This is a genomic window from Promicromonospora sp. Marseille-Q5078 (assembly GCF_050315395.1).
In the GTDB taxonomy this organism is placed as follows: domain Bacteria; phylum Actinomycetota; class Actinomycetes; order Actinomycetales; family Cellulomonadaceae; genus Isoptericola.
Genome location: NZ_JBNPQG010000001.1, coordinates 3878642 through 3901576, shown reverse-complemented (window position 1 = coordinate 3901576; position 22935 = coordinate 3878642). Strand labels below are relative to the sequence as shown.

Sequence of the window (22935 nt, the reverse complement as noted above, 5' to 3'; positions counted from 1 at the left end):
TCTCCCACCATGTATCGTCGATATACATGGAGTCGGGCAAGGAGCGTCTGATGGCGGCGGCGCGGTCGTTGCTGGCCGAGCACCCGCAGCGCGAGCCGAGCACGCGCGAGCTGTACGAGGCGGCCGGCGTGGCCGCGCCCACGCTGTACCACCACTTCGGCGACAAGGACGGTCTGCTCCAGGTCGTCGCGGAGGACGCCTTCACCGCGTACCTGGAGCGCAAGCGCGCCGTTCCTCGCTCCGGCGACCTGCTGGTCGACTTCGCGGCGGGCTGGGACATGCACATCGGCTTCGGCGTGGAGCACCCGGTGCTGTACGCGCTCATGCACGACCGCGAGGAGGGGCGCAGCACCCGGGCGGCGCAGATCGCCGAGGAGGAGCTGCGTCGCGGCCTGGAGCGGCTCGCCGACGCGGGACTGCTCCGCATGGACGTGGACGAGGCGGCCGCGATGACGACGGCCATGGCGATCGGGTGCGTCACGCAGCTCCGGCACAGCGGCGGGTCCGCGACCGGGCCCCTCGCACGGTCGATGCGCAGGGCGTTGCTGTCCGAGCTCACCGGCCCCTCGGCGGAGCCCGCCGACGCCGCGCAGGCCGCCCGGCTCCTCCTCGCCGGCCTCGGCTCCGCCGCCGAGCTGTTCACCCCGGCCGAGGAGGCCCTGCTGCGGCAGTGGATGCGCGTCCTGACCGAACGCCCGGCACCTCGGCGGGACAGGCGAGAGGGAGGGCAGGACGAATGACAGGTTCCACCGAGGAGCTCACGAGCACCCATCTGCTGGGAGGCACGGATCGCGTCCCACGTGTCGGGTACGGAGCCATGCAGCTGGCCGGCCCCGGGGTGATCGGGCTGCCCGACGACGTCACCGGTGCGATCGAGGTGCTGCGCCGAGCCGTGGACCAGGGGGTGCGGTTCTTCGACACCGCCAACGCCTACGGTCCCCGCACGGTCAACCAGCTCATCGGACGGGCGCTGGGCCCGCTCGCCGCCGACATCGTGATCGGGAACAAGGTCGGTGCCTCGCGCGGTCCCGCCGGCGAGTGGCTGACCGACGGCCGACCCGAGACGGTGCGCACCCAGGTCGAGGACGCCCTGCTCGACATGCGCACCGAGTCCAGCGCCCTCACCTACCTCCGGCTGTGGGGCGACAGCCAGGCACCAGGGAACACCCCGGCCGAGACCGTGCCGCTCGAGGAGTCGCTCGGCGCGCTGGTCGAGCTGCGCGAGGAGGGCAAGGTCCGCCACGTCGGGCTGTCCGGTGCCTCTCCCGAGATGGTGGAGCGTGCCCGGCGGATCACACCCGTCGCCGCCGTCCAGAACCGCTTCAACCTGATCGACCGCAGCGGCGTCGAGGTCCTGGCGGCCTGCGAACGCGACGGTATCGCGTTCGTGCCCTACTTCCCCCTCGCCACCGGTGCCCTCGGCGAGCCCGAGGCGCTCACGCGGCCGGCCCGGCGGCTCGGCGTCCCCACGTCCACGGTCGCACTGGCCTGGCTGCTGCGACGCTCACCCGTGATCATCCCGATCCCCGGCACGAAGTCCTCCGAGCACCTGGCCGACAACATCCACGCGATCGAGGTCGCGCCGCACCTCACCGACGACGAGATCCGGGTGCTGACCGCCGTCGAGGACGAGGACTCCGCGACACTGGACACGATGTCGACGCAGATGGTCGACGCCCTGGCACGTCGCCGGCGCGCGTCGGTCTGAGCCGGCACTGCCCGAGCGCGACTCTCCCCGGGCACGACGAGGGCCGCCGCACCCCCTGCGTGCGGCGGCCCTGCGAGCCTCGTGGGCGGGACGTCGTCCCTGTGGTGACGGGGCCGCGTCACATCGGGGGCATGAGCACCGAGTCGACCAGGTACACGGTGGCGTTCTGCGTCATGACGCCGCCGCAGACGATGTTGGCGTCGTTCACCTTCATCTCGTCGCCCTCGCCGGTCACCTCGAGGGTGTCGCCCTCCACGGTCTCGTGCTCGCCGGCGATGTCCTCGGGCAGGATCTGGCCGGGCACCACGTGGTAGGTGAGCACCGAGGTCAGCAGGTCGGCGTCGGTGGACAGCGTGTCGAGCGTCTTCTTGTCGACCTTCCCGAAGGCGTCGTCCACGGGGGCGAAGACGGTGAACTCGTCACCGTTGAGCGTGTCGACCAGGTCGACGTCGGGGTTGAGCTCGCCGCTCACGGCCGAGGTGAGCGTGGTGAGCATCGGGTTGTTGGACGCGGCCACGGCGACCGGGTCGGTGGACATGCCGGTGATGGAGCCGGCGCCGTCCGGGACCTGCTCGGCGTAGGCGTCGCAGCCCGGGCCGACGAGGTTCGCGGCGGGGTCCATGGCCATGTCCTCGCTGCCCTCGGTGGCGCCCTCCGACTCCATGGGCGACTCCTGCGTCGTGGACTCCTCGGACGACGAGCCCGTCGAGCCGTCGTCGGACGAACAGGCGGCGAGCCCCAGGAGGGCCAGGGTGGCGAAGCCGGCGGCGGCGGTGCGAGTGCGAGTGCGGACGTTCATCGATCTCTCCTAGCGTCGTCGCCCCGTGCTTCCCCGGGGCGTTCACCGGGGGTTCGGAGCACCCCGCGGGGCGGATGGGTCGGATCCGCGTTCCATCCGGGAACCCCGCCGCTCCGAACGTCGGGCATGGAGACTCTGGTCCTGATCGGCTTGCTCGGTGGCCTCATCACCGGCATCTCGCCGTGCATCCTGCCGATGCTCCCGGTGATCTTCTTCGCCGGCGGCGTCCAGGGCGCGCGGGACCCGCGCGGAGCGACCGCTCCCGCCGGCGCGGCCGGTGCCCGGACGGGCGCGCCGTCCGCGCTGCGCTTCGACGTGCCGACCGCGGTGCGCACGGGCTCGGGCGGCCGGGTCGTGTCCGGCATCGAGCCCGGCCGCCCGTCCGCGCCGGGCGCTCAGCCGGAGGGCGCGGCCACCACGCGCTCCCGCTCCCGGGCCCGGTCGTGGCGCCCCTACCTCGTGATCGCGGGCCTGGTGCTGAGCTTCAGCGTGATGACGCTGCTGGGCTCGCTGATCCTGGGCGCGCTCGGCCTGCCGCAGGACCTGCTGCGGTGGGTGGGCATCGTGCTGCTCGCGGCGCTCGGCATCGGGATGATCGTGCCGCGCTTCGAGGAGGTCCTGGAACGCCCGTTCCTGCTGCTCGCGTCGCTGGGCTCGCGCCGCGCGGCCGGCCAGGACCGGGGCGCGTTCCTGCTCGGTCTCGGGCTGGGCGTGCTCTACGTCCCGTGCGCCGGACCGGTGCTGGCGGCGATCACGGTCGCGGGCGCGACGGGCGACATCGGGCCGGGGACGGTCGTCCTCACCGTGTCGTTCGCCGTCGGCGCCGCGATCCCGCTGCTCGTCTTCGCGCTGGCCGGTCGCCGGGTCGCGGAGCGGGTGTCGGCGTTCCGCCGCCACCAGCGCGGCATCCGCGTCACGGGCGGCGTCGTCGTCATCCTGCTCGCGGGGGCGCTCGCGCTGAACCTCCCGCAGCAGCTGCAGCGGGCCCTGCCCGACTACACGGGCGCGCTGCAGCAGCAGGTGGACGAGAACGCGTCCGTGCAGGACGCGCTCGACCTCGGCGGGATCGTCACCGACGCCAACCGGGAGCTGTCGAACTGCTCCAACGGCGCGACGGAGCTCGCCGACTGCGGGACGGCGCCGCCGCTCACCGGCATCACGAACTGGCTCAACACCGAGGGCGGCGCGCCCGTCGACCTCGCGGACCTGCGCGGCAAGGTCGTGCTGGTCGACTTCTGGACCTACTCCTGCATCAACTGCCAGCGGGCCATCCCGCACGTGACCGCCTGGTACGACGCCTACAAGGACGCCGGGCTCGAGGTGATCGGCGTGCACACGCCCGAGTTCGCCTTCGAGCGCGAGACGCGCAACGTCGTCGCCGGCGCCCGCGACCTCGGCGTCGAGTACCCGATCGCGCAGGACAACAGCTACTCGACGTGGACGAGCTATCGGAACCGGTACTGGCCGGCCGAGTACCTCGTCGACGCCGACGGCACCGTGCGCTACATCAAGCACGGCGAGGGCGACTACGGCGTCACCGAGCAGCACATCCGCGACCTGCTGGAGGCCGCCGACCCGGACGTCGAGCTGCCGCCCGCGACCGACGTCGCGGACACCACGCCGGGCGAGGAGACGACGCCGGAGACCTACCTCGCGCTGAACAAGGTCTTCAACTACTCCGGCTCGCCGGACTACGGCTCCGGCAAGGAGACGTACGAGCACCCGGACGACCAGCCGCAGGACACCTTCTCCCTCGGCGGCACCTGGGAGGCGGACTTCCAGGGCGCGACGGCGGCGTCCGACGACGCCACGCTCCGGCTCGCCTACCGGTCCACCGACGTGTTCAGCGTGCTCGGTGGCAAGGGCACCGTCACGGCGCGCGTGCTCGACGAGGACGGCAGCGTGCGCGAGGAGCGCGAGATCGACGTCGCCGGCAACCCGACGCTCTACGACGTGCTGCGCGGGGACGGACCGACCGAGGGCACGGTGGAGCTGGACGTGCCCGACGGCGTCTCCGTCTACACGTTCACCTTCGGCTGAGCGCGGTGCGAGCGTCGTACCCCGTCGCCTTCCCGACCACGGAAGACGGCGAGGTACGACGCTCGGTGCCGCGGTCAGCCGTCAGCCGTCGAGGCGGAGGACGGCGTCGTGCGGCAACGGGTGCGGCCGCCATCCGGCATCGGTGAGCAGTCGGGCGACGTCCGACGCCACCCGCCCGCTCCAGGCGTCCGCGCCCGTGAACCGGCGGACCAGGGTGCGTCGCGTGACGATCCGGTTCTGCCGCTCCCGGTCGGCGTAGACGGCCTCGGGGGTCGAGTGCACGTCACGACCGTCGATCTCGACGAGCAGCGCCGTGCCGTCCGGGAGGCGCCAGGCGAGGTCGACGCGCGCGAACGGCCGGCCGCGGCCGTCGGCGACCAGGAGCTGCAGGGTGTCCGGAGCGAACCCCGCGTCCGCGCACGACAGCCGGGCCCAGGTCTCCGCCGGGGACTCCGCCCGGCCGTCCGCCTCGCCCCACCAGCTGTGCGTCCGCATGACCCCGCGGTGGGTGCGGGCACGGTCGTGCGCCTGCGCCAGCCCGTCCGCGGTGACGTCGCGCCGGTGCAGCGCGGAGTCCATGAGGGCGACCGCGTGCCGGCGGTCGAGGTCCGGCACGGCCTGCGCGAACGCGTCCGGGACGGTCGCGCAGGCGAAGCCGTCGATCTCGTCCCAGCGTTCGAGGACGATCCGTCGCAGCCGGACGGGAGGACGCGCGCGGCGCGACAGCCCGTCGGGGAAGGTCACCTCCGGCTCCACGACCGTCGGCGCGCCCTGGACACCGCGCAGGACGAGGGCGCAGACGCCGGTCGCGACCGCGCCGGGGTGGGCGAGCAGGCCGACGACGGCCGCGCGACGTCGTGCTCGGTCGTGCGGATGGCGACCGCCGGGCGACGGGGGGCCGACGTCGTAGACGGTGGGCGCGACGACGTCCCATGCCTTGCGGCGGACGTGCCCGGCGACCTGCGACCGGGTGACCCCGTGCTCCCGGCACTGGGCGGCCGACACCAGGCCCTCCTGTCGGCCGGCGACGCGCGCCAGCGCGGCGGGGACGGGCGGCGCGGGTCGCGGCATGACCCGACCCCACCAGACGTCCGGGACGTCGGGCCGCCGTCGTCCACAGGCCCGCCCGACGGCGACCGCCTGCCGCGCGAGCGTCGTACCTCGTCGCCTTCCCGGCTCCGGAAGAGGACGAGGTGCGACACTCGGCGGGTCAGAAGTTCGCGAGCCGCGGGTGGGTGCGGTCCTCCGTCGCGACGAGCACGTCGATCAGCTGCTCCTGCAGGTCGAGGCGGCGTTCGCGGGCGTCGGCGCGGTCCCACAGGTTGGTGCACTCCTGCGGGTCGGTGGCGAGGTCGTACAGCTCGCCCGTGCGCTCGCGGTCCGTGCTGGGGGCGCCATGGTGCACGACGACCTTCCACCGGTCGGTGCGGAGCATGGTCGTGTGCACGGGCACGTCGTAGGGGATGCAGCTGTTGCGGTACTCGCTGAGGGCCCAGCCGCGCTCGTCCTCCCAGGTGCCGGTGCGGGCGAGGCCGAGCAGGCTCGACCCCTGGCCGTGGGGGAGCGGGGGCGCGCCCGCCGCCTCCAGCAGGGTCGGCGCGAGGTCGATCCACTGGACGATCTCGTCGCGCACCTCGCCCTCGGGCAGCACGCCGGGCCAGCGCGCGATCAGGGGCACGCGCACGGAGCAGTCGAACATCATCGGGCCCTTGAGCAGCATCCGGTGGTCGCCGAGCAGCTCGCCGTGGTCGCTGGTGAACACGACGAGGGTGTCGTCGGCGAGACCCTCGGCCTCGAGCGCGTCGAGGATGCGCCCCACCTCGGCGTCGACGAGCGAGACCATCGCGTAGTACTGCGCGACGATCTCCCGGATCTGCTCCTCCGTGTGCTCGGCGAACCCGGGCAGCGAGCCCGCGTACGAGCGCTGCGACGCCTCCCGGTAGATCGCGGGCTTGTCGTCGAGGTCGTGCTCGTCGCCGACGGGGCGCGGCAGGGCGTCGGCGTCGTACCGGTCCCGGTGCTCGGGCGGGGCGCCGAAGCCGTGGTGCGGGTCGAAGAAGTTCACGACGAAGCAGAACGGCTTGTCCTTGTCCCGGCCCTCGGTGAGGAACTCGATCGCCTCCTCGCCGATCCAGTGGCTGTAGTGCGCCTCCGTGGGCAGGGTGTCGATCGCGTCCGAGCCCTGCGCGAGGGCCTCGTCGAGGAGCCCGGGGAACCGCTCCTCCAGCCACCGGTGGTAGTGGTTCTCGGGGCTGCGGACGTACGGGTCGTGGGCCCAGCGGAACACGCGGAAGCCGTCGTCGACGCGCGGCTCGACCCGCCCGGCGAACGCGGCGCCGAGGTGGAACTTCCCGACGAGCCCGCAGTCGTAGCCGTCGGCCGCGAGGGTGGCGGTGAACAGCTGCTCGGTGGGGGAGATGTCGACGCCGTTCGCCCACAGGCCGTGGTTGCGGGGGTAGCGGCTCGTCATCAGGCTCGCGCGCGACGGCGCGCACACGGGGGACTGCACGAAGCAGCGGTCGAACCGCACGCCCTGGGCGGCGAGCCGGTCCAGGTGCGGCGTCGAGATGGCGGCGTTGCCGGCCGCGCCGAGCGCGTCCCAGCGCTGCTGGTCGGTGCAGAGGAGCAGGATGTTCGGTCGGGACACGCGGGGGCCTCCTGGGCGTGGGTACGGGCGGGCGGTGCGAGGTACGGGGGCGTGCGCCGGGACGGTCAGCTCTTCACGGCGCCGGCCATGCCCTCGACGAAGTAGCGCTGGAGCAGGAAGAACACGAGCAGCACGGGCACCAGCGAGAGCGTCGCGCCGGCCGCGAGGCCGCTCCAGTCGGTGGAGTTGGTGCCCTGGAAGGCGAGCATCCCGACGGCGAGCGTGCGCTTGGTGGGGTCGCTGAACGTGAAGACCAGCGGCACGAAGAAGTTGCTCCACGTGCCGATGAACGTCACGACGGCCACGGTCGCGGTGATGGGCCCGGACAGCGGCAGCATGACGCTGAAGAAGGTGCGCAGGAAGCCGGCGCCGTCGATCTGGGCGGCCTGCTCGAGCTCGTCGGGCAGGCGGGAGAAGTACCCGGTGTACAGGAGCACCCCGGCGACGTTCCCGCCGGCCGACAGCGCGAGGATCAGGCCGACCGTGCTGGGGTACAGCCCGAGCTGGGAGCTCAGCTGCACGACGGGGATGATCGACAGGCCGGTGGGGATGAAGCTCGCGGCGAGGAGCACGCCGACGACGACCCGCTTGCCCCGGAACGTGTACCGGCCGAGCACGTACCCGGCGGTGGCGCAGCGCAGCACGACCACCACGACCGACCCCACCGTGACGATCACGGAGTTGAGGGTGTACTGCGCGAAGCCGGCGGTCTGCCAGGCGTCGACGTAGTTCTGCCACCGCCACTCGTGGGGGACCAGGCTCAGCCCGCCGGTGAAGATGTCGGCGTCGTCCTTGAAGGACGCCGACAGGATCCACAGCAGCGGGTAGACCCAGGCGAGCGCCACGAGGGCGAGCACCGCGAACTGCACCCAGGACAGGGCGCGGCGCCGGCCGGGCCGCCTCTGGCGCGGCGTGGGGGCGGGGCTCGTCGCGGGGCGCGCGACGGGGCGGGCGGTGCTGGTGCCGGCGGTCATCGGTCGGCCCCCTTCCGGGCGACGAGGCGGGAGACGATCGCGGCCGTGCCCACGACGAGGAGCGTGAGCACGCCGAGCAGCACGCCGATCGCGGACGCGTACCCGTACTCGGGCCGGGCCGTGTCGAACGCCTGCTGGTAGATGTAGACCTCGGTGACGAGGGTGGCGAAGTACGGGCCGCCGCCCGTCATCGTCTGGACGAGGTCGAAGATCTGCATCGTCTCGACGATGGTGAGCAGCGAGATGACGACGAGGAACGGCGTGAGCATCGGCACGGTCACCTGCCAGAACCGCTGGCGGGCGTTGGCGCCGTCGACGCGGGCGGCCTCCTGCACCTCGCCGGGGATGGTCTGCAGCGCGGCCAGCCAGTAGACGAGCGTGAGCCCGAGCCACTTCCAGAAGTGCACGGCCATCACCGACCACAGGGCCGCGGAGGAGTCGCCGAGGAAGTCGACCGGCTGGATGCCGAGCGCGCCCAGCACCTGGTTCACGGGCCCGTCGGCGGGGTCGAGGATGAAGTTCATGACGATGCCGATGATCGCCGTGGTCGCGACGACCGGGACGAAGAACGCGGTGCGCAGCAGCCGCGCGAAGGGCAAGCGCGGGTCGTGAGGAACACGGCGAGCACCAGCCCGAGCAGCACGCGCAGGGGCACGGTGACGACGATGATCAGCAGGGTGACGCCGACGGACCGCCAGAACAGCGGGTCGGAGAACGCGCGCTCGTAGTTGGCGAGGCCGACCCACGGCCGGTCGGGGCCGTACCCGGACCACCCGAGGAACGAGTAGCCGACGCTCGCGATCGCCGGCCACACGGTGTACGCGCCGAACAGGACGATCGTCGGCACCAGGAACACCCAGATCCACAGGGTGCGGCTCGCGGCGCGGCGCGGCGGCCGGGCGGTGCGCCCCGGGGCGGCGGGCCGCGTCGTGACGGCGGTGGCGGTCATGCGGGGCTCCCGGTCGTGGTGGTCGGCGGTGTGGTGGTGGGCGTGGCGGTCGGGGCGGTCGCTGCGGTGGTCGAGGACGACGCGTCCTCGAGGCGCCAGTCGTCGACGCTGACGTCGTGCCCGCGCCCGGCGACCAGGCCGACGGCGCGGTCGCGCTCGGCGCGGAGCCGGTCGGTGTACCCGCGCAGCTCGCCGCGCACGTCGTCGACGTTGCCGCCGAGGTAGCCCTGGACGATCTCGCCGAGGGTGGGGCGCACCTGCACCATCTCGGACAGGACGAGCCCGACCGCCGGGTTGCGCACCAGCGGGCTCGGGGCGGGGGTGACGGTGTCCTGCAGCATCCCGACCGCCTGCCGGTACAGCTCGGGCACGTCGGCCCGGTTCACGGCGCCCGCGTCCGCCGGCGGCTGGTCCATGGCGGCGGCCATCCCGGCCGCGTAGTCGGCGCCGGTCATGGTGGCGAGGATCCGGGTGGCGGCCTCGGGCTCGGCGGTCGCGCTCGACAGCCAGAAGGCGCCGCCGACCGGGCCGTTGACGGCCCGGACCGTCCCGTCGGGCGTGGGCATGTTGCCCACGCCGACGCGGGGAGGAAGTCGGGGAACTGCCCGTTGAGCACGCCGACGTTCCAGGTGCCGTCGAGGAAGAGGCCGGCCGCACCGCCGGCCCACGGCGCGGGCGGTGCGGACGTCGAGCGAGGTCGAGGACGGGAACATCACTCCGTCGCGCACCAGGGAGCCGAGGAACTCGAGGACGGACGCGAACTCGTCGCCGTCGAACGGGTAGTCGCCGGTGCGGGCGTCGGCGACGCCCGGGCTGTCGGCGGCGGCCTCGGTGAAGGACAGCTGTGCGCCCGCGCCGGCGGCGAGGTCGACGACGTGCTGGCGCATCCGGTCGGTGAGGCCGATGCCCTCGATCCACCCGTGCGCGTCGCCGGCGCGGGTGATGCGGCGCGCGACCTGGCGGAACTCGTCCCAGGTGCGCGGCCCGGTCGCGGGGTCGGCGCCGGCGCGCTCGACCAGCTCGCGGTCGAACCAGGTGAGGCTGACGTGCTGGCGCGAGCTGAACAGGGGGAAGGAGTAGAGGCGCCCGTCGAAGGTGTGCAGGCCCTCCAGCAGCGTGCCTTCCGGGAACCGTGCGAGGGCGTCGTCGGGGAGGTCGAGGGGCCGCACCCAGCCGTTCTCGACGAGCAGCATGGCGGGGATGCCGAAGCCGTTGGTGAAGACGTCGGGCATGAGCCCGCTCTGCTGCGCCAGCTGGAGCGCGGACCCGAGCCCCGCGGGGTCGTAGACGGTGTAGTCGACGTCGACCCCCGTGGCCTTCGAGGCGGAGTCGAAGGTGCCCTGCTCCAGCCCCTGCAAGGGCTGGAACTCGTCCCACCAGGTGAGGGTGCCCGGACGCCGCGCGGGCGGCCCGGACGGCCCGCACCCGCTCAGCCCCAGCACGCCCGCGAGGGCGGCGGTGCCGCCGAGCGCGAGGAACGAGCGCCGGTCGATGGTCGTCATGGCCACCCTTCTCTCTCGTGCAACGTTGCATGGGTGGTCGTGCAACGTTGCACGACCATCGTCGAACGTACGGGGGCGGCGGGGGATGTCAATGGCCGGGCGTCGAGGGCGGGGGAGCCGGGCTACCGTGCCGGCGCGGTGGACTCCCGCACCACCAGGCGGTGCGGGGAGACGTGGCGGCTCGCGGGGCGCGCCGGGTCCGCCTTGCGCGTCACGACCAGCCGCAGGGCCGTGGCGGCGACGTCGTCGAGGTCGTGCGCGACCGTCGTGAGCGAGGGCGACAGGTACCGGCTCTCGGGCGCGTCGTCCCACCCGGTCACGGCGACGTCGTCGGGGACCCGGACGCCCCGCCCCCGCAGCGCGTGCAGGGCGCCGACGGCGAGCTCGTCCGTCGCGCACACGACGGCGTCGATCTCGGCACCGGCCGCCCGCGCGTCGGCGACCCGCTCCCCGGCGCGCGCACCCGTCTCGCGGTCGAAGCTCTCCGCCCGCAGCACCCCGTGCTCCGCCAGGTCCAGGCCGTGCTCGCGCAGCGCGTCCCGCAGGCCCTCCAGCCGCAGTCCCCCGGGCCCGGTGGCCGTCCCGGGCCCGTCCTGCGACCCGACGAACGCGAGGTGCCGGCGGCCGGTGCTCAGCAGGTGCTCCGCGACCTCGCGCGCCGCGGCGCGGCTGTCGGTGAGGACCTGGTCGAAGACGTCGCCGTACGTGTGCTCGCCGAGCAGCACGGTCGGGGTCCGCGGGTGGAGCCCGGCGAGGTCCTCGCTCGACAGCGAGACCGGGCAGATGAGCGTGCCGCCGATCCCGCGGTTCGGGTGGCTCGCCGCGATGCGGCGCTCCTGGTCGCCGGCGCCGGCGGTCTCCTCGATGACGACCACGAGGTCGAGGGCACGGGCCTGGCGGATCACCGTGTGCGCCAGCGCCGAGTAGTAGGGGGAGCGGATGTCCGGCAGCGCGAGCTGCACGATCTCGGAGCGCCCGCCGCGCAGCAGGCGGCCCGCCGCCGACGGCACGTACCCGACCTCGGCGATCGCGGCCTCGACCCGGGTGCGGATGTCCGGCGCCACGCTCGACCGCCCGTGCAGCACGTTCGACACGGTGCTGGCGGAGACGCCGGCCCGCCGGGCGACGTCCTTGACGGTCACGCTGCCGGTCACGCTGCCGGTCCCGCTGCGGCTCTCGCTGGTGGCCGCCGCCTGCCCGCGCGCGATGGACGCCGTCGCCCTGTCGGTCATGGGGCTATGGTCACACGCCCGGGGGTCACGACCAGCCCTCGGCCCCCTGCACCCACGGCCCGACGCGGACGTCGGCGCCGTCGAGCACGTCCAGGCCCGCGCCCGCGCCCGGCGGGGCGCCCGGGGAGGTGGGGGTCAGCGCGACGGGCCCGGCGCCGGGCACGGGGGTGACGTCGACCGTGGTGGTGACGTCCGGGTCGTTCGCCGTCGACATCGCGCCCCACTGCACGGTGGCCGTCGCCTGCTGGCCGGCGGGCACCACGACCCGCCCGGGCACGACGCCGGGGGCGGACGGCTCCGTCGTCACGTCCCGCTGGGGCTCGCCGGCGGCGTTCCGGAACTCCAGCGCGGGCACGCCGTCGAGGGCGCACGGCCGCCCGGAGGTGTTGCGCGCGAGCACGGCGAGGTAGCGGCTCCCGGCGGCGGCGTCGGGCGCGCCCAGCGCGAGCTCGAGGTCGGCGCCCGTGCAGGCGGGCGCGTCGCCGTCGGGCCAGGCGGGCACGCCCGCGGGCAGCGGCACGGTGTGCTCCTCGGGCTCGGGCGGGGCGGACGCGGCGACCCAGCCGTCGACGCTCGCCGCGTAACCGGGCTCCGTGAGCGTGTAGGCGAGGGGCGCGTCGTCGGTGGGGCGGGCGGGGTCGTCGAGCCAGCGGACGAGCGCGCGGGCGTCGGGCGAGGTCGTCGGCCCGGTCATGCCGACCAGGAGGCCCAGCACCGGGCCGCCGTCGGCCACGGCCGCGTCCTCCGGCCCTGCGCCGGCCTGCACGACCACCGTCTCGACGCCGGGCCGCGCGGCCACGTCGACGGCGAGCCGCGTCAGCGAGGGGTCGGGGACGCGCCCCGACGTGTCGTACCGCACGGCGCCGTCGGCGGTGGCCAGCGACGCCGCGAGCCCCGCGTCCGCGGACGCCCTGGCCAGCGCCACGAGCCCGGCGCCGTCGGCCGCGTCCGCGCTGGCGCCGCTCACCCGCGTCGCGCCCGCGCGCCGGAGGAGGAAGGCATCGGCCACGCCCGCCGCGCCGCCGTCGTCCACCCAGGCGGTGACGGGGTAGACGGGGACGCCGTGGACGGTGCGCGGTCGCCCGGCATGGACGGTCGTGGTCCGGGACAGGTCGCGCACCCCGTCGACCCGCGCCGCGGCGAGGGCGGCGTCCGCCCGCTCGGCGGCCTCCTGGGCGGCGTCGGGCGAGAGGCCCTCGTCGAGGACGACGTCGACCGCGGCGCGTGCGGCGTCGCCGTCCTTCGCGTCGCGTCGCGTCACCTCGTAGTCGACGACGTCCGCGGAGACGACGCCGGGGACGTGGGCGGCCTCGCGGGCGGCGTCGCGCAGCGCGTCGGGCACCGGGTCCCAGGGGCGCCACACCACGAGGAGGGCCGCCACCGCCGCGGCGAGGAGGACGGCCGCCACCAGGGCGGACGTGCGTCGTCGGGTCACGACGGGAGCCTGCCAGACGGGCGTCCCGAGCGGAGCGGCGGCACTGGGCGAGACCTGTGCAGATGCTGCGCGGCGACGGATGAGAACCTCCTCATGGTCGCCTCATCCATGACTCAGGCAACCTCCGCAGGGTGGGCCGGGTGAGACAGATGACGGTGGTCGACACGGAGCACCCGGCCCGGCGCCGGGTCGCGCTCTACTCCCACGACACGCAGGGCCTGGGCCACGTGCGGCGCACGTCCCTCCTGGCCCGCGCGGTGGTGGAGGCGGACCCGGGCGCCGACGTGCTGCTGCTCTCCGGCGCGGCCGAGGCGACGAGCCTGCCGCTCCCGGAGCGCACGGAGGTCGTGACGCTCCCGCGCGTGGGCAAGGACCCGGAGCGCGGCTACGGGCCGCGGGCCTGGGGCGGCACCCTGGACGACGTCGTCCGCGTGCGGTCCGGCGTGCTCGACGGCGCGCTCGCGGCGTTCCGGCCCGACGTGCTCGTGGTGGACAAGGTGCCGCTCGGCGTCGGCGGCGAGCTGCTGCCCGCCCTGCGCCGGCTGCGCGACGCCGGCGGCACCGCGTGCGTGCTGGGCCTGCGCGACGTGCTCGACACCCCGGAGGTCGCCGTCCGCGAGTGGGACGAGCAGCGCAGCACGTCGGTGGTCGAGCGGTTCTTCGACGAGGTGTGGGTGTACGGCGACGCGCGGGTCTACGACCCGCTCACCGAGTACGCGCTGCCCGACCACGTCGCCGCGCGCACGGTGTTCACGGGCTACCTCGGCCGCGGCCGCACCGCCGCGGATGCCGGAGCCGCCGCGGGCCCCCGAGCCGGCGGGGCGCCGTACGTCCTGTGCCTCGTCGGCGGCGGGCAGGACGGCGCCGCGCTCGCCGAGGCGTTCGCGGCCGCCCCGCTGCCGGGCGGCGTGCGCGGCGTGCTCGTCACCGGCCCCTACCTGCCGACCGCCACCCGGGAGCGGCTGCACGCCGCCGCGGCCGGGCGCGACGACCTCGAGGTGCTGGCGTTCGTGCGCGACGTCGTGCCCCTCGTCGAGGGCGCGGCGGCCGTCGTGACCATGGGCGGCTACAACTCCGTGTGCGAGGTGCTGGCGTCCGGGCGGCCCGGGCTCGTCGTGCCGCGCACCCACCCCCGCGCCGAGCAGCTGGTGCGGGCCTGCCGTCTCGCCGACCTCGGGCTGCTCGACGTCCTCGTCGGCGCGATCACGCCCGCCCGCGTGGGCGCGTGGCTCGCGCGCGCCGTCGACGGCGCGACCGGGCGCGCCCGCCCGGAGGTCGACGTCGACCTGGACGGGCTCGCCCGCGTCCCCGCCCTCGTCGACCGGCTCGTGACCGCCGCCCGCGCGGCCGCGGGCGCCCCGAACCCGCGGGTCCAGCAGGAGGAGGAGCACCGTGCCACGGCCTGACAGCATCCCGACCGGCGCCCTGCGCGTCGGCTACGTGACCAAGATGTACCCGCGATTCTCCGAGACGTTCGTCGTCAACGAGGTGCGCGGGCTCGAGCGCCGCGGCGTGGAGATCGAGATCTTCTCGCTGCGCGCCCCCGTGGACACCCGGTTCCACGCGGCGCTGGCAGACGTCTCCGCCCCGGTGCGGTACGTACCGCGCGCCGCGCGGGCGTCGGACGCGTGGTCGGCGCTGGCCGGCGCGCACGACCGCCTGGACCTGCGCGCCCTGCCCGCGGCGGCGCTCGCGGACCTGCTCGCCGCCGACCCGGAGGACGCCGTGCAGGCGCTGTGGGTGGCGGCGGCCGCGCACGACGCCCGGCTCACCCACCTGCACGCGCACTTCGGCTCCGTGGCGACGACGGTCGCCCGCCTCGCCGCGGCCGTGCTCGGCGTCGGGTACACGTTCACGGCGCACGCCAAGGACATCTTCCACGAGTCGGTGGACCCCGAGGACCTGCGGGCCAAGCTCGCCGACGCCCGCGCCGTCGTCACGGTGAGCGACCACAACCTGCGCCACCTGCGCGACACGTTCGGCCCGGCGGCCGCACGGGTCGAGCGCGTCTACAACGGGCTCGACCTCGGGGAATACGTCCGCGCCGCCGGGTCGCGCCTGCCCGGGCGCGTGTGCGCCGTCGGGCGCCTCGTGGAGAAGAAGGGCTTCGGCGACCTGCTGGACGCCGTCGCCCTCCTCGCGGCGGACGGCCGCGACGTGCAGCTCGACCTCGTCGGCACGGGGCCGCAGGAGGCGGAGCTGCGCGACCGGACGGCGGCGCTGGGCCTCGACGCGCGCGTGACCTTCCACGGCCCGCTGCCGCAGGACCGGGTGCGCGACGTCGTGGCCCGCGCCGCCGTCTTCGCCGCCCCCTGCGTGCTCGGCGCCGACGGCAACCGCGACGGCCTGCCCACGGTGCTGCTCGAGGCGATGGCGCTCGGCACGCCCGTCGTCTCCACGCCCGTCACCGGCATCCCCGAGGCGGTGCGCGACGGCGAGACCGGGCGCCTCGTGCCGCCCGGCGACGCGCCCGCGCTCGCCCAGGCCGTCGGCGCGCTGCTCGACGACCCCGCGCAGACCGCCCGGCTCGCGGACGGCGCCCGCGCGCTGATCGAGGCCGAGTTCGACGTCGTCGGCACGTCCCGGCGTCTGCTGGACGTGCTGGAGCGCGCGTCGGCGCCCGCCGTCGCGGAGGGGAGGGCAGCATGAGGGTCGCGTACGTGAGCTCCGACCCGGGCGTCCCGGTGTTCGGGCGCAAGGGGTCGTCCGTGCACGTGCAGGCCGTGCTGCGCGAGCTGGTGCGCGCGGGCGCCGAGGTGCACGTCGTCACGACGCGCCCCGGGGGCGACGTGCCCGCCGACCTCGCCGACGCGGCCGGCGTCGTCGTGCACGAGGTGCCGGTGGACCGGACGTCGGGCACGGCCGACCGGGAGGTCGCGCTGCGGGCCGCCGACGCCCGGGTGACCGCCGTGCTCGACGACCTGACCGCTGCCGGGCCCCTCGACCTCGTGTACGAGCGGTACTCGCTGTGGGGCACCGCGGCCACCGCCTGGGCGCGGGACGCCGGCGTGCCGAGCGTGCTGGAGGTCAACGCGCCCCTCGTCGAGGAGCAGCGCACCCACCGCGAGCTCGTCGACGAGGCGGGCGCGGAGCGCTGCGCCCGCGCGGCGATCGGCGCGGCCACGGCGGTCGTGGCCGTGAGCGGGCCCGTCGCCGCGTGGGCCGCCGACCGGGCGGGCGCGCGTCCCGAGAAGGTGCGCGTGCTGTCCAACGGCGTGGACACCGCGCGGATCGTGCCGGAGCCGGGTCGCCGCGCCCTGCCGGACTCTTCGCGCGGACGCGTTCACGGGCGCCAGGGCGCCCTCCACTGCGGGAGGGATACGTCCGCGCGAAGAGCCCGGCAGGGCGCGACGACGTTCACCGTCCTGTTCGTCGGCACCCTCAAGCCGTGGCACGGGCTGGACGTGCTGGTCGACGCCTTCTCGAGAGTCCGTGACCGGGTGCCTGACGCGCGGCTGCTGCTCGTCGGCGACGGCCCCGGCCGCGACGACGTCCTGGCCCAGGCCCGCGAGCGCGGCGTCGGCGCCGCCGTCGAGAGCACGGGCGCCGTCGTCCCCGCCGACGTCCCCGTGCTGCTTCGCCGCGCGGACGTCGCCGTCGCCCCCTACCCCGACCTCGACCGTTTCTACTTCTCGCCGCTCAAGGTCTACGAGTACCTGGCCGCGGGGCTGCCGGTCGTGGCCAGCGCGGTCGGCGAGCTGCCCGGCGCCCTCGAGCACGGGCGCGCCGGGGTGCTCGTGCCGCCCGGCGACGTGGCGGCGCTCGCGGACGCGCTCGTCGCCCTCGCGCACGACCCCGATCGGCGTGCCGGGCTCGGCGCCCGGGCGCGTGCGGTCGCGGTCGAGAAGCACGACTGGTCCGTCGTCGTGCGGCGGGCGCTCGGGTTCGCGGGGGTCTCGCTGGTCGAGCCCGCCGCGACCGCTCCGCCGCGGGTTGAGCGTGTCGAAACCCGGTTCGTGGTTTCGACGAGCTCGACCAGCGGGGTGGTCTCGACCGGCGGCGGAGGAGGCCGACATGCCTGAGGCCCGCACGAACCAGAAGTCGGTGCGCGCGGCGGGGCGGTCGTTCCGGCGGTTCTGGCCGCACCTGCGCCACCACGTGCGCCCGGAGCGGCGGCTGCTGGTGCTGGGCGGCCTGGCACTGCTGGCGGAGGTGGCCATGCGGCTGCTGGAGCCGTGGCCGCTGAAGTACGTGGTCGACGGCATCGTCGCGGCGACCGGGTCGAGCGTCGCCGGGCCGGCGCCGTCGAACCTGCCGCTCGTCATCGCGCTCGCCGCGGGGTCGCTGCTGGTGATCGTGCTGCTGCGCGCGGGCGCCGCCTACGCGATGACGGTGTGCTTCGCGCTCGCCGGCAACCGCGTCCTCACGGGCGTGCGGGCCGACCTCTACGACCACCTGCAGCGCCTCAGCCTGCGGTTCCACGACGGCTCCACCACCGGCGACCTCGTCACCCGGCTGACCGGCGACGTCGGGCGGCTCAAGGAGGTGTCGGTCACCGCGATGCTGCCCATGCTGGGCAACGTCGTGACGCTGGTCGGGATGGTCGTGGTCGTCGCGGTGCTGGATCCGGTGCTCGCTCTCGTCATGCTCGTCGTGCTGCCGGTGTTCCTGCTCACCAGCTCGCGGCTGTCGCGGCGCATCCGGCACGTCTCGCGCGACCAGCGCAAGGCCGAGGGCCAGCTCGCGTCGCTCGCCACGGAGTCGCTCGCGGCGGTGAAGGTCGTGCAGGCCTACTCGCTGGAGGAGCGCATGAGCGCCGGGTTCGCCCGGTCCAACACGTCGTCCCTGCGCGAGGGCGTCAAGGCGAAGCGGCTGTCCGCGGGGCTCGAGCGCTCCACCGACGTGCTCGTGGGGATCGCGACGGCCGTCGTGCTCTACGTCGGCGCGCAGCGGGTGCTCGACGGCGCGCTCACGCCGGGCGAGCTCACCGTCTTCCTCACCTACCTCAAGGCCGCGTTCAAGCCGATGCGCGACATCGCGAAGTACACGGGCCGCATCGCGCAGGCGGGCGCGTCGAGCGAGCGGGTCGTCGAGGTGCTGGAGCGCCGCCCGGAGGTCGTGGACGCGAGCTGGGCGCGCCCGCTGCACGACGCCCGCGGCGACGTGCGGTTCGAGGGCGTCTGGTTCTCCTACGTGCCCGGCCACCCGGTGCTCCGGGGCCTCGACCTCACCGTGCGGCCGGGGGAGCGGGTCGCGATCGTCGGCGCCTCCGGGGCCGGCAAGTCGAGCCTCGTCTCGCTGCTGTCCCGGCTGCGCGACCCCGAGCTCGGCACCGTGCGCATCGACGGCCACAACCTGCGCGACCTCACGCTGCGCAGCGTGCGGCGGTCGGTCGCCGTCGTGCTCCAGGACAGCGTCCTGTTCCGCGGCACCGTCCGCGAGAACATCGCCGCCGCCGTCCCCGACGCCACCGACGAGCAGATCGAGCGCGCCGCCCGGGTCGCGGGCGCGCACGCGTTCGTCACCGCCCTGCCGCAGGGGTACGACACGATCGTGGGGGAGCGCGGCGCCACCCTGTCCGGCGGGCAGCGGCAGCGGATCGCCATCGCGCGCGCCGCGATGCTCGACGCCCCCGTCGTCCTGCTCGACGAGGCCATGACCGGCCTGGACGAGCAGACCGAGCGCGAGGTCGTCGAGGCCATGCGCCGCCTGACCCGCGGCCGCACCACCTTCGTCGTCACGCACGACCTCGACGCCGCCCGCGACTGCGACCGCGTGGTGCGGCTCGAGGCGGGGCGGGTCGTGGCGTCCGGGCCGCCCGACGTCGTGCTCGGCGGGGAGGCGCAGGAGGTGGCGGGCCGTGGCTGAGGCGACCCTGGCCGGGCTGTGCACGACCGACCGCGAGATCGCCGCGAGCGACCCCGCGGTGCCCGCCCTCCCCGACCTGCTGGACCCGGCGGCCCTCGCCGGGCGGCTGACGCGCGCGACCGGCACCCCCGGCGTGGTGACGCGCCCCTACCTGCGGTACAAGCCGGGCACCAGCTGCCTGCTCGCGGCGCGCTGGGTGCCCGACGGCGGCGCGCCCCGCGACCTGCTGGTCCGGGCCTACGCCGCGCACGCGCTGCCCAAGCTCGACAAGGCGGTGCGGCACGCGCGGCGGGGCGAGGTCGTGCTCGTGGACCGCGCGGCCGGGCTGGTCGTCACGGACTGGACGGCCGACCGGGACCTGCCCGGCACACGGCTCCTGACCGGTGCCGGTCCCGGGGCCGGGGTGGCGCGGCTGCTGCGGCACAACCCCGAGCGGCGGGCGGTGCTGCACCTCGAGAGTCTCGATCACGTCGACGGCCTCGGCGGGGTGCCGGGGGTCGAGCAGGGCGGGGCCGGCGAGGCGCTCGTGCGCCTGGTGCGGCCGTCGGCGGTCGAGCGGACCCTCGCCGGATACGGCCTCCTCGCTGAGACCGGCGTGCGCGCGCCCCGGGTCGTGGCGCGGGACGCCCGGCTCGGGCTCGTCGTGACGCAGTGGGTCGCGGGGGAGCCGCTGGACGCGCTCGACGCCGCCGGCACGCTCGACGAGCGCGGCCTGCGCGACGTCGGGGCGGCCGCCGCGACGCTGCACGCCTCGTCGCCCGCCGGCACCGGCCCGATCGGCGCAGGCCCGGCCGGCGCCGTCCCGGTGCACGGCGACCTCTCCCTCGACCAGCTGGTGCGGGACCCGTCCGGCGCGCTGTGGCTCGTCGACGGCGACGCCGCGCGGTGGGGCGCCGCGGAGGACGACCTCGGGTCGCTCGCGGCGAGCCTCGTGCGGGCGCACGACGACGTGCCCGCGGCCGCGGCCCGGCTCGCCGCCGTGCTCGCCGGCTACGCGGGCGCCCGCGACCTCGACCCGCGGGTGCTGCGCCGCAGCACCGCCGACCACCTGCTGCGTCGGTCCACCGAGCCGTTCCGCCGCCGCGAGCGGGGCTGGGCGGAGCGCGCCGCCCGCCTCGCCGCCCGCGCGCACGGCGTGCGCGACGGCGGGGGCGGCGAGCTCGGCGCGGTGCTCGACGGTGCGCGCCGCGGGGCCCGCCCGTCCCCGGCACAGCGGACCCGGCCCGGTGCGCAGCCGGACGAGCGGCTCCGGGTGCGGTACGCGCCGGTCGCGCGGGAGATCGCGGGCGCCCTCGCCGCGGACGGTCGGCGGCTGCGCGCGGTGGTCCCGCGCGGCGCGGACCGGCTGCTCGTCGTCGCGGAGGAGGACGGCCGCGTCGTCGCGGGCCGGTGGGACGCCGACCCGCGCGCGGCCCGGCGGCACGCGGCGAGGGTGGGCACGGAGCAGCGGCCCGTCGCGGGCGGGGGCCTGGTGCTCCAGCCCGGCGGCGCGGACCCCGACCTGCCGGACCTGGCGGCGCGGGTCCGGGCCGGCGCGACGCTCGTCGCGCACCGCTCCGGCCGTCGCGGCGTGGTGCGCGACCCGGCGGGCACGGACACCGGCACGTACACCAAGGTGACGCGGCCGGGGCGGGAGCCCGGACATGTGGCCGTGCCCCCCGAGGCGTTCGCGACCCCGGACGTGGTGGACCGCGGCGCGGGGTACGTCACCAGCACCACGCTGCCCGGCCGCACCCTGCACGCGCTGCTGCGCGACCCCGCCGTGCCGGACGCCGTCCTCGTCGACGCCGGCCGCGCGACCGGGCGCGGGCTGCGCCGCCTGCAGCAGGCCCCGGCGCCTGCGGGCGCTGCCGGGCACGACGCCGACGCCGAGGCGGACGTCGTCGCGCGCTGGTGGGGCCTGGCCGCGGCGCACCGCGCGACGGCGGAGGCCGACGCGCAGGGTGTCGTCCGGCGCGTGCGCGCCGGCCTGGCCGGGCTGCCGGTGCGCGACGGCGTGCTCACCCACCGCGACCTGCACGACAAGCAGCTGCTCGTCGACGTCCGCGCCGGAGCCGGCGAGGTCGTGCGCGTGGGCCTCCTCGACCTGGACCTCGCGGCGGTCGCGCACCCCGCCCTCGACCTCGCGAACCTGCTCGTGCACCTCGAGCTCCGCGCGCACCAGGGCGTGTGCCCGACCGACCGTGCCGCCCTGGTCGCCCGCGCCGTCGTCGACGGCTACGGCGGCGCCGCCCCCGACCCCGGCGCACTCGACCCCGGCGCACTCGACCCCGCCGCGCTCGCGGCGTGGGCCACCGCGGCCCGGGCGCGGCTCGCGGCCGTGTACGCCTTCCGCCCACCCCCCGGCGACGTGCCGACCGACGTGCCCGGCGCGCTGCTGGCCGACCTCGGCCGGGCCCCGACGCTCCTCGACCACCCGCTCACCCACCTGGAGGACCGATGACGCACCCCGACACGACCCGACCCACCGTCCTCGAGCCTGTTGCCGAGCGCGTCACGGTGATCGGCACGGGCTACCTGGGCGCCACGCACGCCGCGTGCCTGGCCGAGCTGGGCTACGAGGTCCTCGGCCTCGACACCGACCCCGCCAAGGTCGCCGACCTCGCTGCCGGGCGGCTGCCGTTCTACGAGCCCGGCCTGGCGGCACTCGTGGAGCGGCACACCGCGGCGGGCCGCCTGCGGTTCACGACCGACCCGGCGGAGGCGGCGGCGTTCGCCGACCTGCACTTCGTGTGCGTCGGCACGCCGCAGCGCCGGGACTCCATGGCCGCCGACACGAGCCACGTCACGGCCGCCGTCGCCGCGCTGGTGCCGCACCTGCGCCGCGACGCGCTGCTCGTCGGCAAGTCGACCGTGCCGGTGGGCACCGCCGCCGACCTGCAGACGCTCGCCGCCGGCCTCGCGCCCGCGGGGGTCGAGGTCGGCGTCGCCTGGAACCCGGAGTTCCTGCGCGAGGGCCGCGCCGTCGAGGACACGCTGCGCCCGGACCGGATCGTCGTCGGCGTCGCCGACCCGCGCCACGAGAAGCTGCTGCGCGAGCTGTACGCGCCCGTCGTCGACGCGGGCGTGCCCTTCCTGGTGACCGACCTCGCCACGTCCGAGCTGGTCAAGGTGGCCGCCAACGCGTTCCTCGCCACCAAGATCTCGTTCGCGAACGCGTTCGCCGAGCTGTGCGACGCCGCTGGCGCCGACGTCGTCGCGCTCACCGACGCGATCGGCCACGACGCCCGCATCGGCCCCCAGTTCCTCAGCGCCGGGCTCGGCTTCGGCGGCGGTTGCCTGCCCAAGGACATCCGCGCGCTCATGGCGCGGTCCGGGGAGCTCGGCGTCGACGAGGCGCTGACGTTCCTGCGCGAGGTCGACACGATCAACATGCGGCGCCGGTCGCGCACCGTCGCGCTGGCCGTCGAGGAGTGCGGCGGCAGCGTGCTCGGGCGCCGCATCGCCGTGCTGGGCGCGGCGTTCAAGCCGGGCACCGACGACGTGCGGGACTCGCCCGCGCTCAACGTGGCCGCCCAGCTCCAGCTCCAGGGGGCGCACGTGCGGGTCCACGACCCGCGGGCGAACGCCACGGCGGCCCGCACGTTCCCCACCCTCGGCTACGCGGACACCGTCGAGGACGCCGTCACGGGCGCCGACCTCGTGCTGCACCTCACCGAGTGGGAGGAGTTCCGCACCCTCGACCCCGCCGCGCTGGCCCCCGCCCGCCGCGTCGTCGTGGACGGTCGGAACGCGCTCGACGCGCAGCGGTGGGCCGCTGCCGGCTGGCGGGTCCGCGCCCTCGGCCGCCCGGCCGTCGACGCGGGGTGAGCCTGTCGAGACCCGACCGCTGGTCGAGCCT

The 22935-nt window shown here is 75.8% G+C and carries 18 protein-coding genes; 9 read left to right on the top strand and 9 right to left on the bottom strand.

From position 1 onward, the window contains the following. The first annotated feature begins 26 nt into the window (after positions 1-26). Positions 27-740: a TetR/AcrR family transcriptional regulator gene (locus ACQFYA_RS17925; protein ID WP_499126416.1), complete on the top strand. Its 714-nt coding sequence runs from the start codon at positions 27-29 to the stop codon at positions 738-740. Continuing rightward, entirely contained in the window at positions 737-1708 is a 972-nt protein-coding gene (locus ACQFYA_RS17920) for an aldo/keto reductase (RefSeq protein ID WP_499126414.1), read from the top strand. Before ACQFYA_RS17925 ends, ACQFYA_RS17920 begins: the two co-directional genes overlap by 4 nt. A gap of 118 nt (positions 1709-1826) precedes the next feature. Here ACQFYA_RS17920 and ACQFYA_RS17915 read toward each other — a convergent pair whose 3' ends face one another. After that, positions 1827-2507, bottom strand: a complete 681-nt coding sequence (locus tag ACQFYA_RS17915) for a fasciclin domain-containing protein (protein ID WP_499126412.1) — start codon at positions 2505-2507, stop codon at positions 1827-1829. A gap of 126 nt (positions 2508-2633) precedes the next feature. Between ACQFYA_RS17915 and ACQFYA_RS17910 the strand changes: the two genes are divergently transcribed. Further along, positions 2634-4547, top strand: a complete 1914-nt coding sequence (locus ACQFYA_RS17910) for a cytochrome c biogenesis protein DipZ (RefSeq protein ID WP_499126411.1) — start codon at positions 2634-2636, stop codon at positions 4545-4547. Positions 4548-4628: 81 nt separating this feature from the next. Here the strand turns inward: ACQFYA_RS17910 and ACQFYA_RS17905 are convergent, their stop codons facing one another. From ACQFYA_RS17905 to ACQFYA_RS17870, 8 genes are all read right to left on the bottom strand, one after another. Then, a complete protein-coding gene (locus ACQFYA_RS17905) occupies positions 4629-5618 on the bottom strand; it encodes a putative endonuclease domain-containing protein (RefSeq protein WP_499126409.1) in 990 nt (329 codons plus the stop codon). A gap of 139 nt (positions 5619-5757) precedes the next feature. Further along, positions 5758-7194 (bottom strand): sulfatase-like hydrolase/transferase, encoded by a 1437-nt coding sequence (locus tag ACQFYA_RS17900; protein WP_499126408.1) that lies wholly within the window; start codon positions 7192-7194, stop codon positions 5758-5760. Positions 7195-7259: 65 nt separating this feature from the next. Next, complete coding sequence (locus ACQFYA_RS17895; RefSeq protein WP_499126407.1) at positions 7260-8168, bottom strand: carbohydrate ABC transporter permease; 909 nt, start codon at positions 8166-8168, stop codon at positions 7260-7262. Beyond that, entirely contained in the window at positions 8165-8767 is a 603-nt protein-coding gene (locus ACQFYA_RS17890) for a carbohydrate ABC transporter permease (RefSeq protein ID WP_499126405.1), read from the bottom strand. The genes ACQFYA_RS17895 and ACQFYA_RS17890 overlap by 4 nt, the downstream gene beginning before the upstream one ends. After that, positions 8689-9117 (bottom strand): carbohydrate ABC transporter permease, encoded by a 429-nt coding sequence (locus tag ACQFYA_RS17885; protein WP_499126404.1) that lies wholly within the window; start codon positions 9115-9117, stop codon positions 8689-8691. The genes ACQFYA_RS17890 and ACQFYA_RS17885 overlap by 79 nt, the downstream gene beginning before the upstream one ends. Further along, positions 9114-10619, bottom strand: a complete 1506-nt coding sequence (locus ACQFYA_RS17880) for an ABC transporter substrate-binding protein (RefSeq protein ID WP_499126401.1) — start codon at positions 10617-10619, stop codon at positions 9114-9116. The genes ACQFYA_RS17885 and ACQFYA_RS17880 overlap by 4 nt, the downstream gene beginning before the upstream one ends. A gap of 122 nt (positions 10620-10741) precedes the next feature. Next, positions 10742-11851: a LacI family DNA-binding transcriptional regulator gene (locus tag ACQFYA_RS17875; protein ID WP_499126400.1), complete on the bottom strand. Its 1110-nt coding sequence runs from the start codon at positions 11849-11851 to the stop codon at positions 10742-10744. A 25-nt stretch (positions 11852-11876) separates the two neighbouring features. After that, positions 11877-13286 (bottom strand): DUF4232 domain-containing protein, encoded by a 1410-nt coding sequence (locus tag ACQFYA_RS17870; RefSeq protein ID WP_499126398.1) that lies wholly within the window; start codon positions 13284-13286, stop codon positions 11877-11879. Positions 13287-13435: 149 nt separating this feature from the next. Between ACQFYA_RS17870 and ACQFYA_RS17865 the strand changes: the two genes are divergently transcribed. From ACQFYA_RS17865 to ACQFYA_RS17840, 6 genes are read left to right on the top strand one after another with little or no spacing between them, the layout of a single operon-like run. Continuing rightward, the gene (locus ACQFYA_RS17865) at positions 13436-14692 is read left to right on the top strand and encodes a glycosyltransferase family protein (RefSeq protein ID WP_499127602.1); all 1257 of its coding nucleotides are present in this window, start codon (positions 13436-13438) and stop codon (positions 14690-14692) included. Continuing rightward, positions 14679-15935 (top strand): glycosyltransferase family 4 protein, encoded by a 1257-nt coding sequence (locus tag ACQFYA_RS17860; protein ID WP_499126396.1) that lies wholly within the window; start codon positions 14679-14681, stop codon positions 15933-15935. The genes ACQFYA_RS17865 and ACQFYA_RS17860 overlap by 14 nt, the downstream gene beginning before the upstream one ends. Further along, positions 15932-17308, top strand: a complete 1377-nt coding sequence (locus ACQFYA_RS17855; RefSeq protein WP_499126394.1) for a glycosyltransferase family 4 protein — start codon at positions 15932-15934, stop codon at positions 17306-17308. The genes ACQFYA_RS17860 and ACQFYA_RS17855 overlap by 4 nt, the downstream gene beginning before the upstream one ends. After that, entirely contained in the window at positions 17301-19094 is a 1794-nt protein-coding gene (locus ACQFYA_RS17850) for an ABC transporter ATP-binding protein (protein ID WP_499126392.1), read from the top strand. Before ACQFYA_RS17855 ends, ACQFYA_RS17850 begins: the two co-directional genes overlap by 8 nt. Continuing rightward, positions 19087-21537 (top strand): phosphotransferase, encoded by a 2451-nt coding sequence (locus ACQFYA_RS17845; protein WP_499126390.1) that lies wholly within the window; start codon positions 19087-19089, stop codon positions 21535-21537. The genes ACQFYA_RS17850 and ACQFYA_RS17845 overlap by 8 nt, the downstream gene beginning before the upstream one ends. Next, the gene (locus tag ACQFYA_RS17840; RefSeq protein ID WP_499126388.1) at positions 21534-22904 is read left to right on the top strand and encodes a UDP-glucose dehydrogenase family protein; all 1371 of its coding nucleotides are present in this window, start codon (positions 21534-21536) and stop codon (positions 22902-22904) included. Before ACQFYA_RS17845 ends, ACQFYA_RS17840 begins: the two co-directional genes overlap by 4 nt. The last annotated feature ends 31 nt before the right edge of the window (positions 22905-22935 follow it).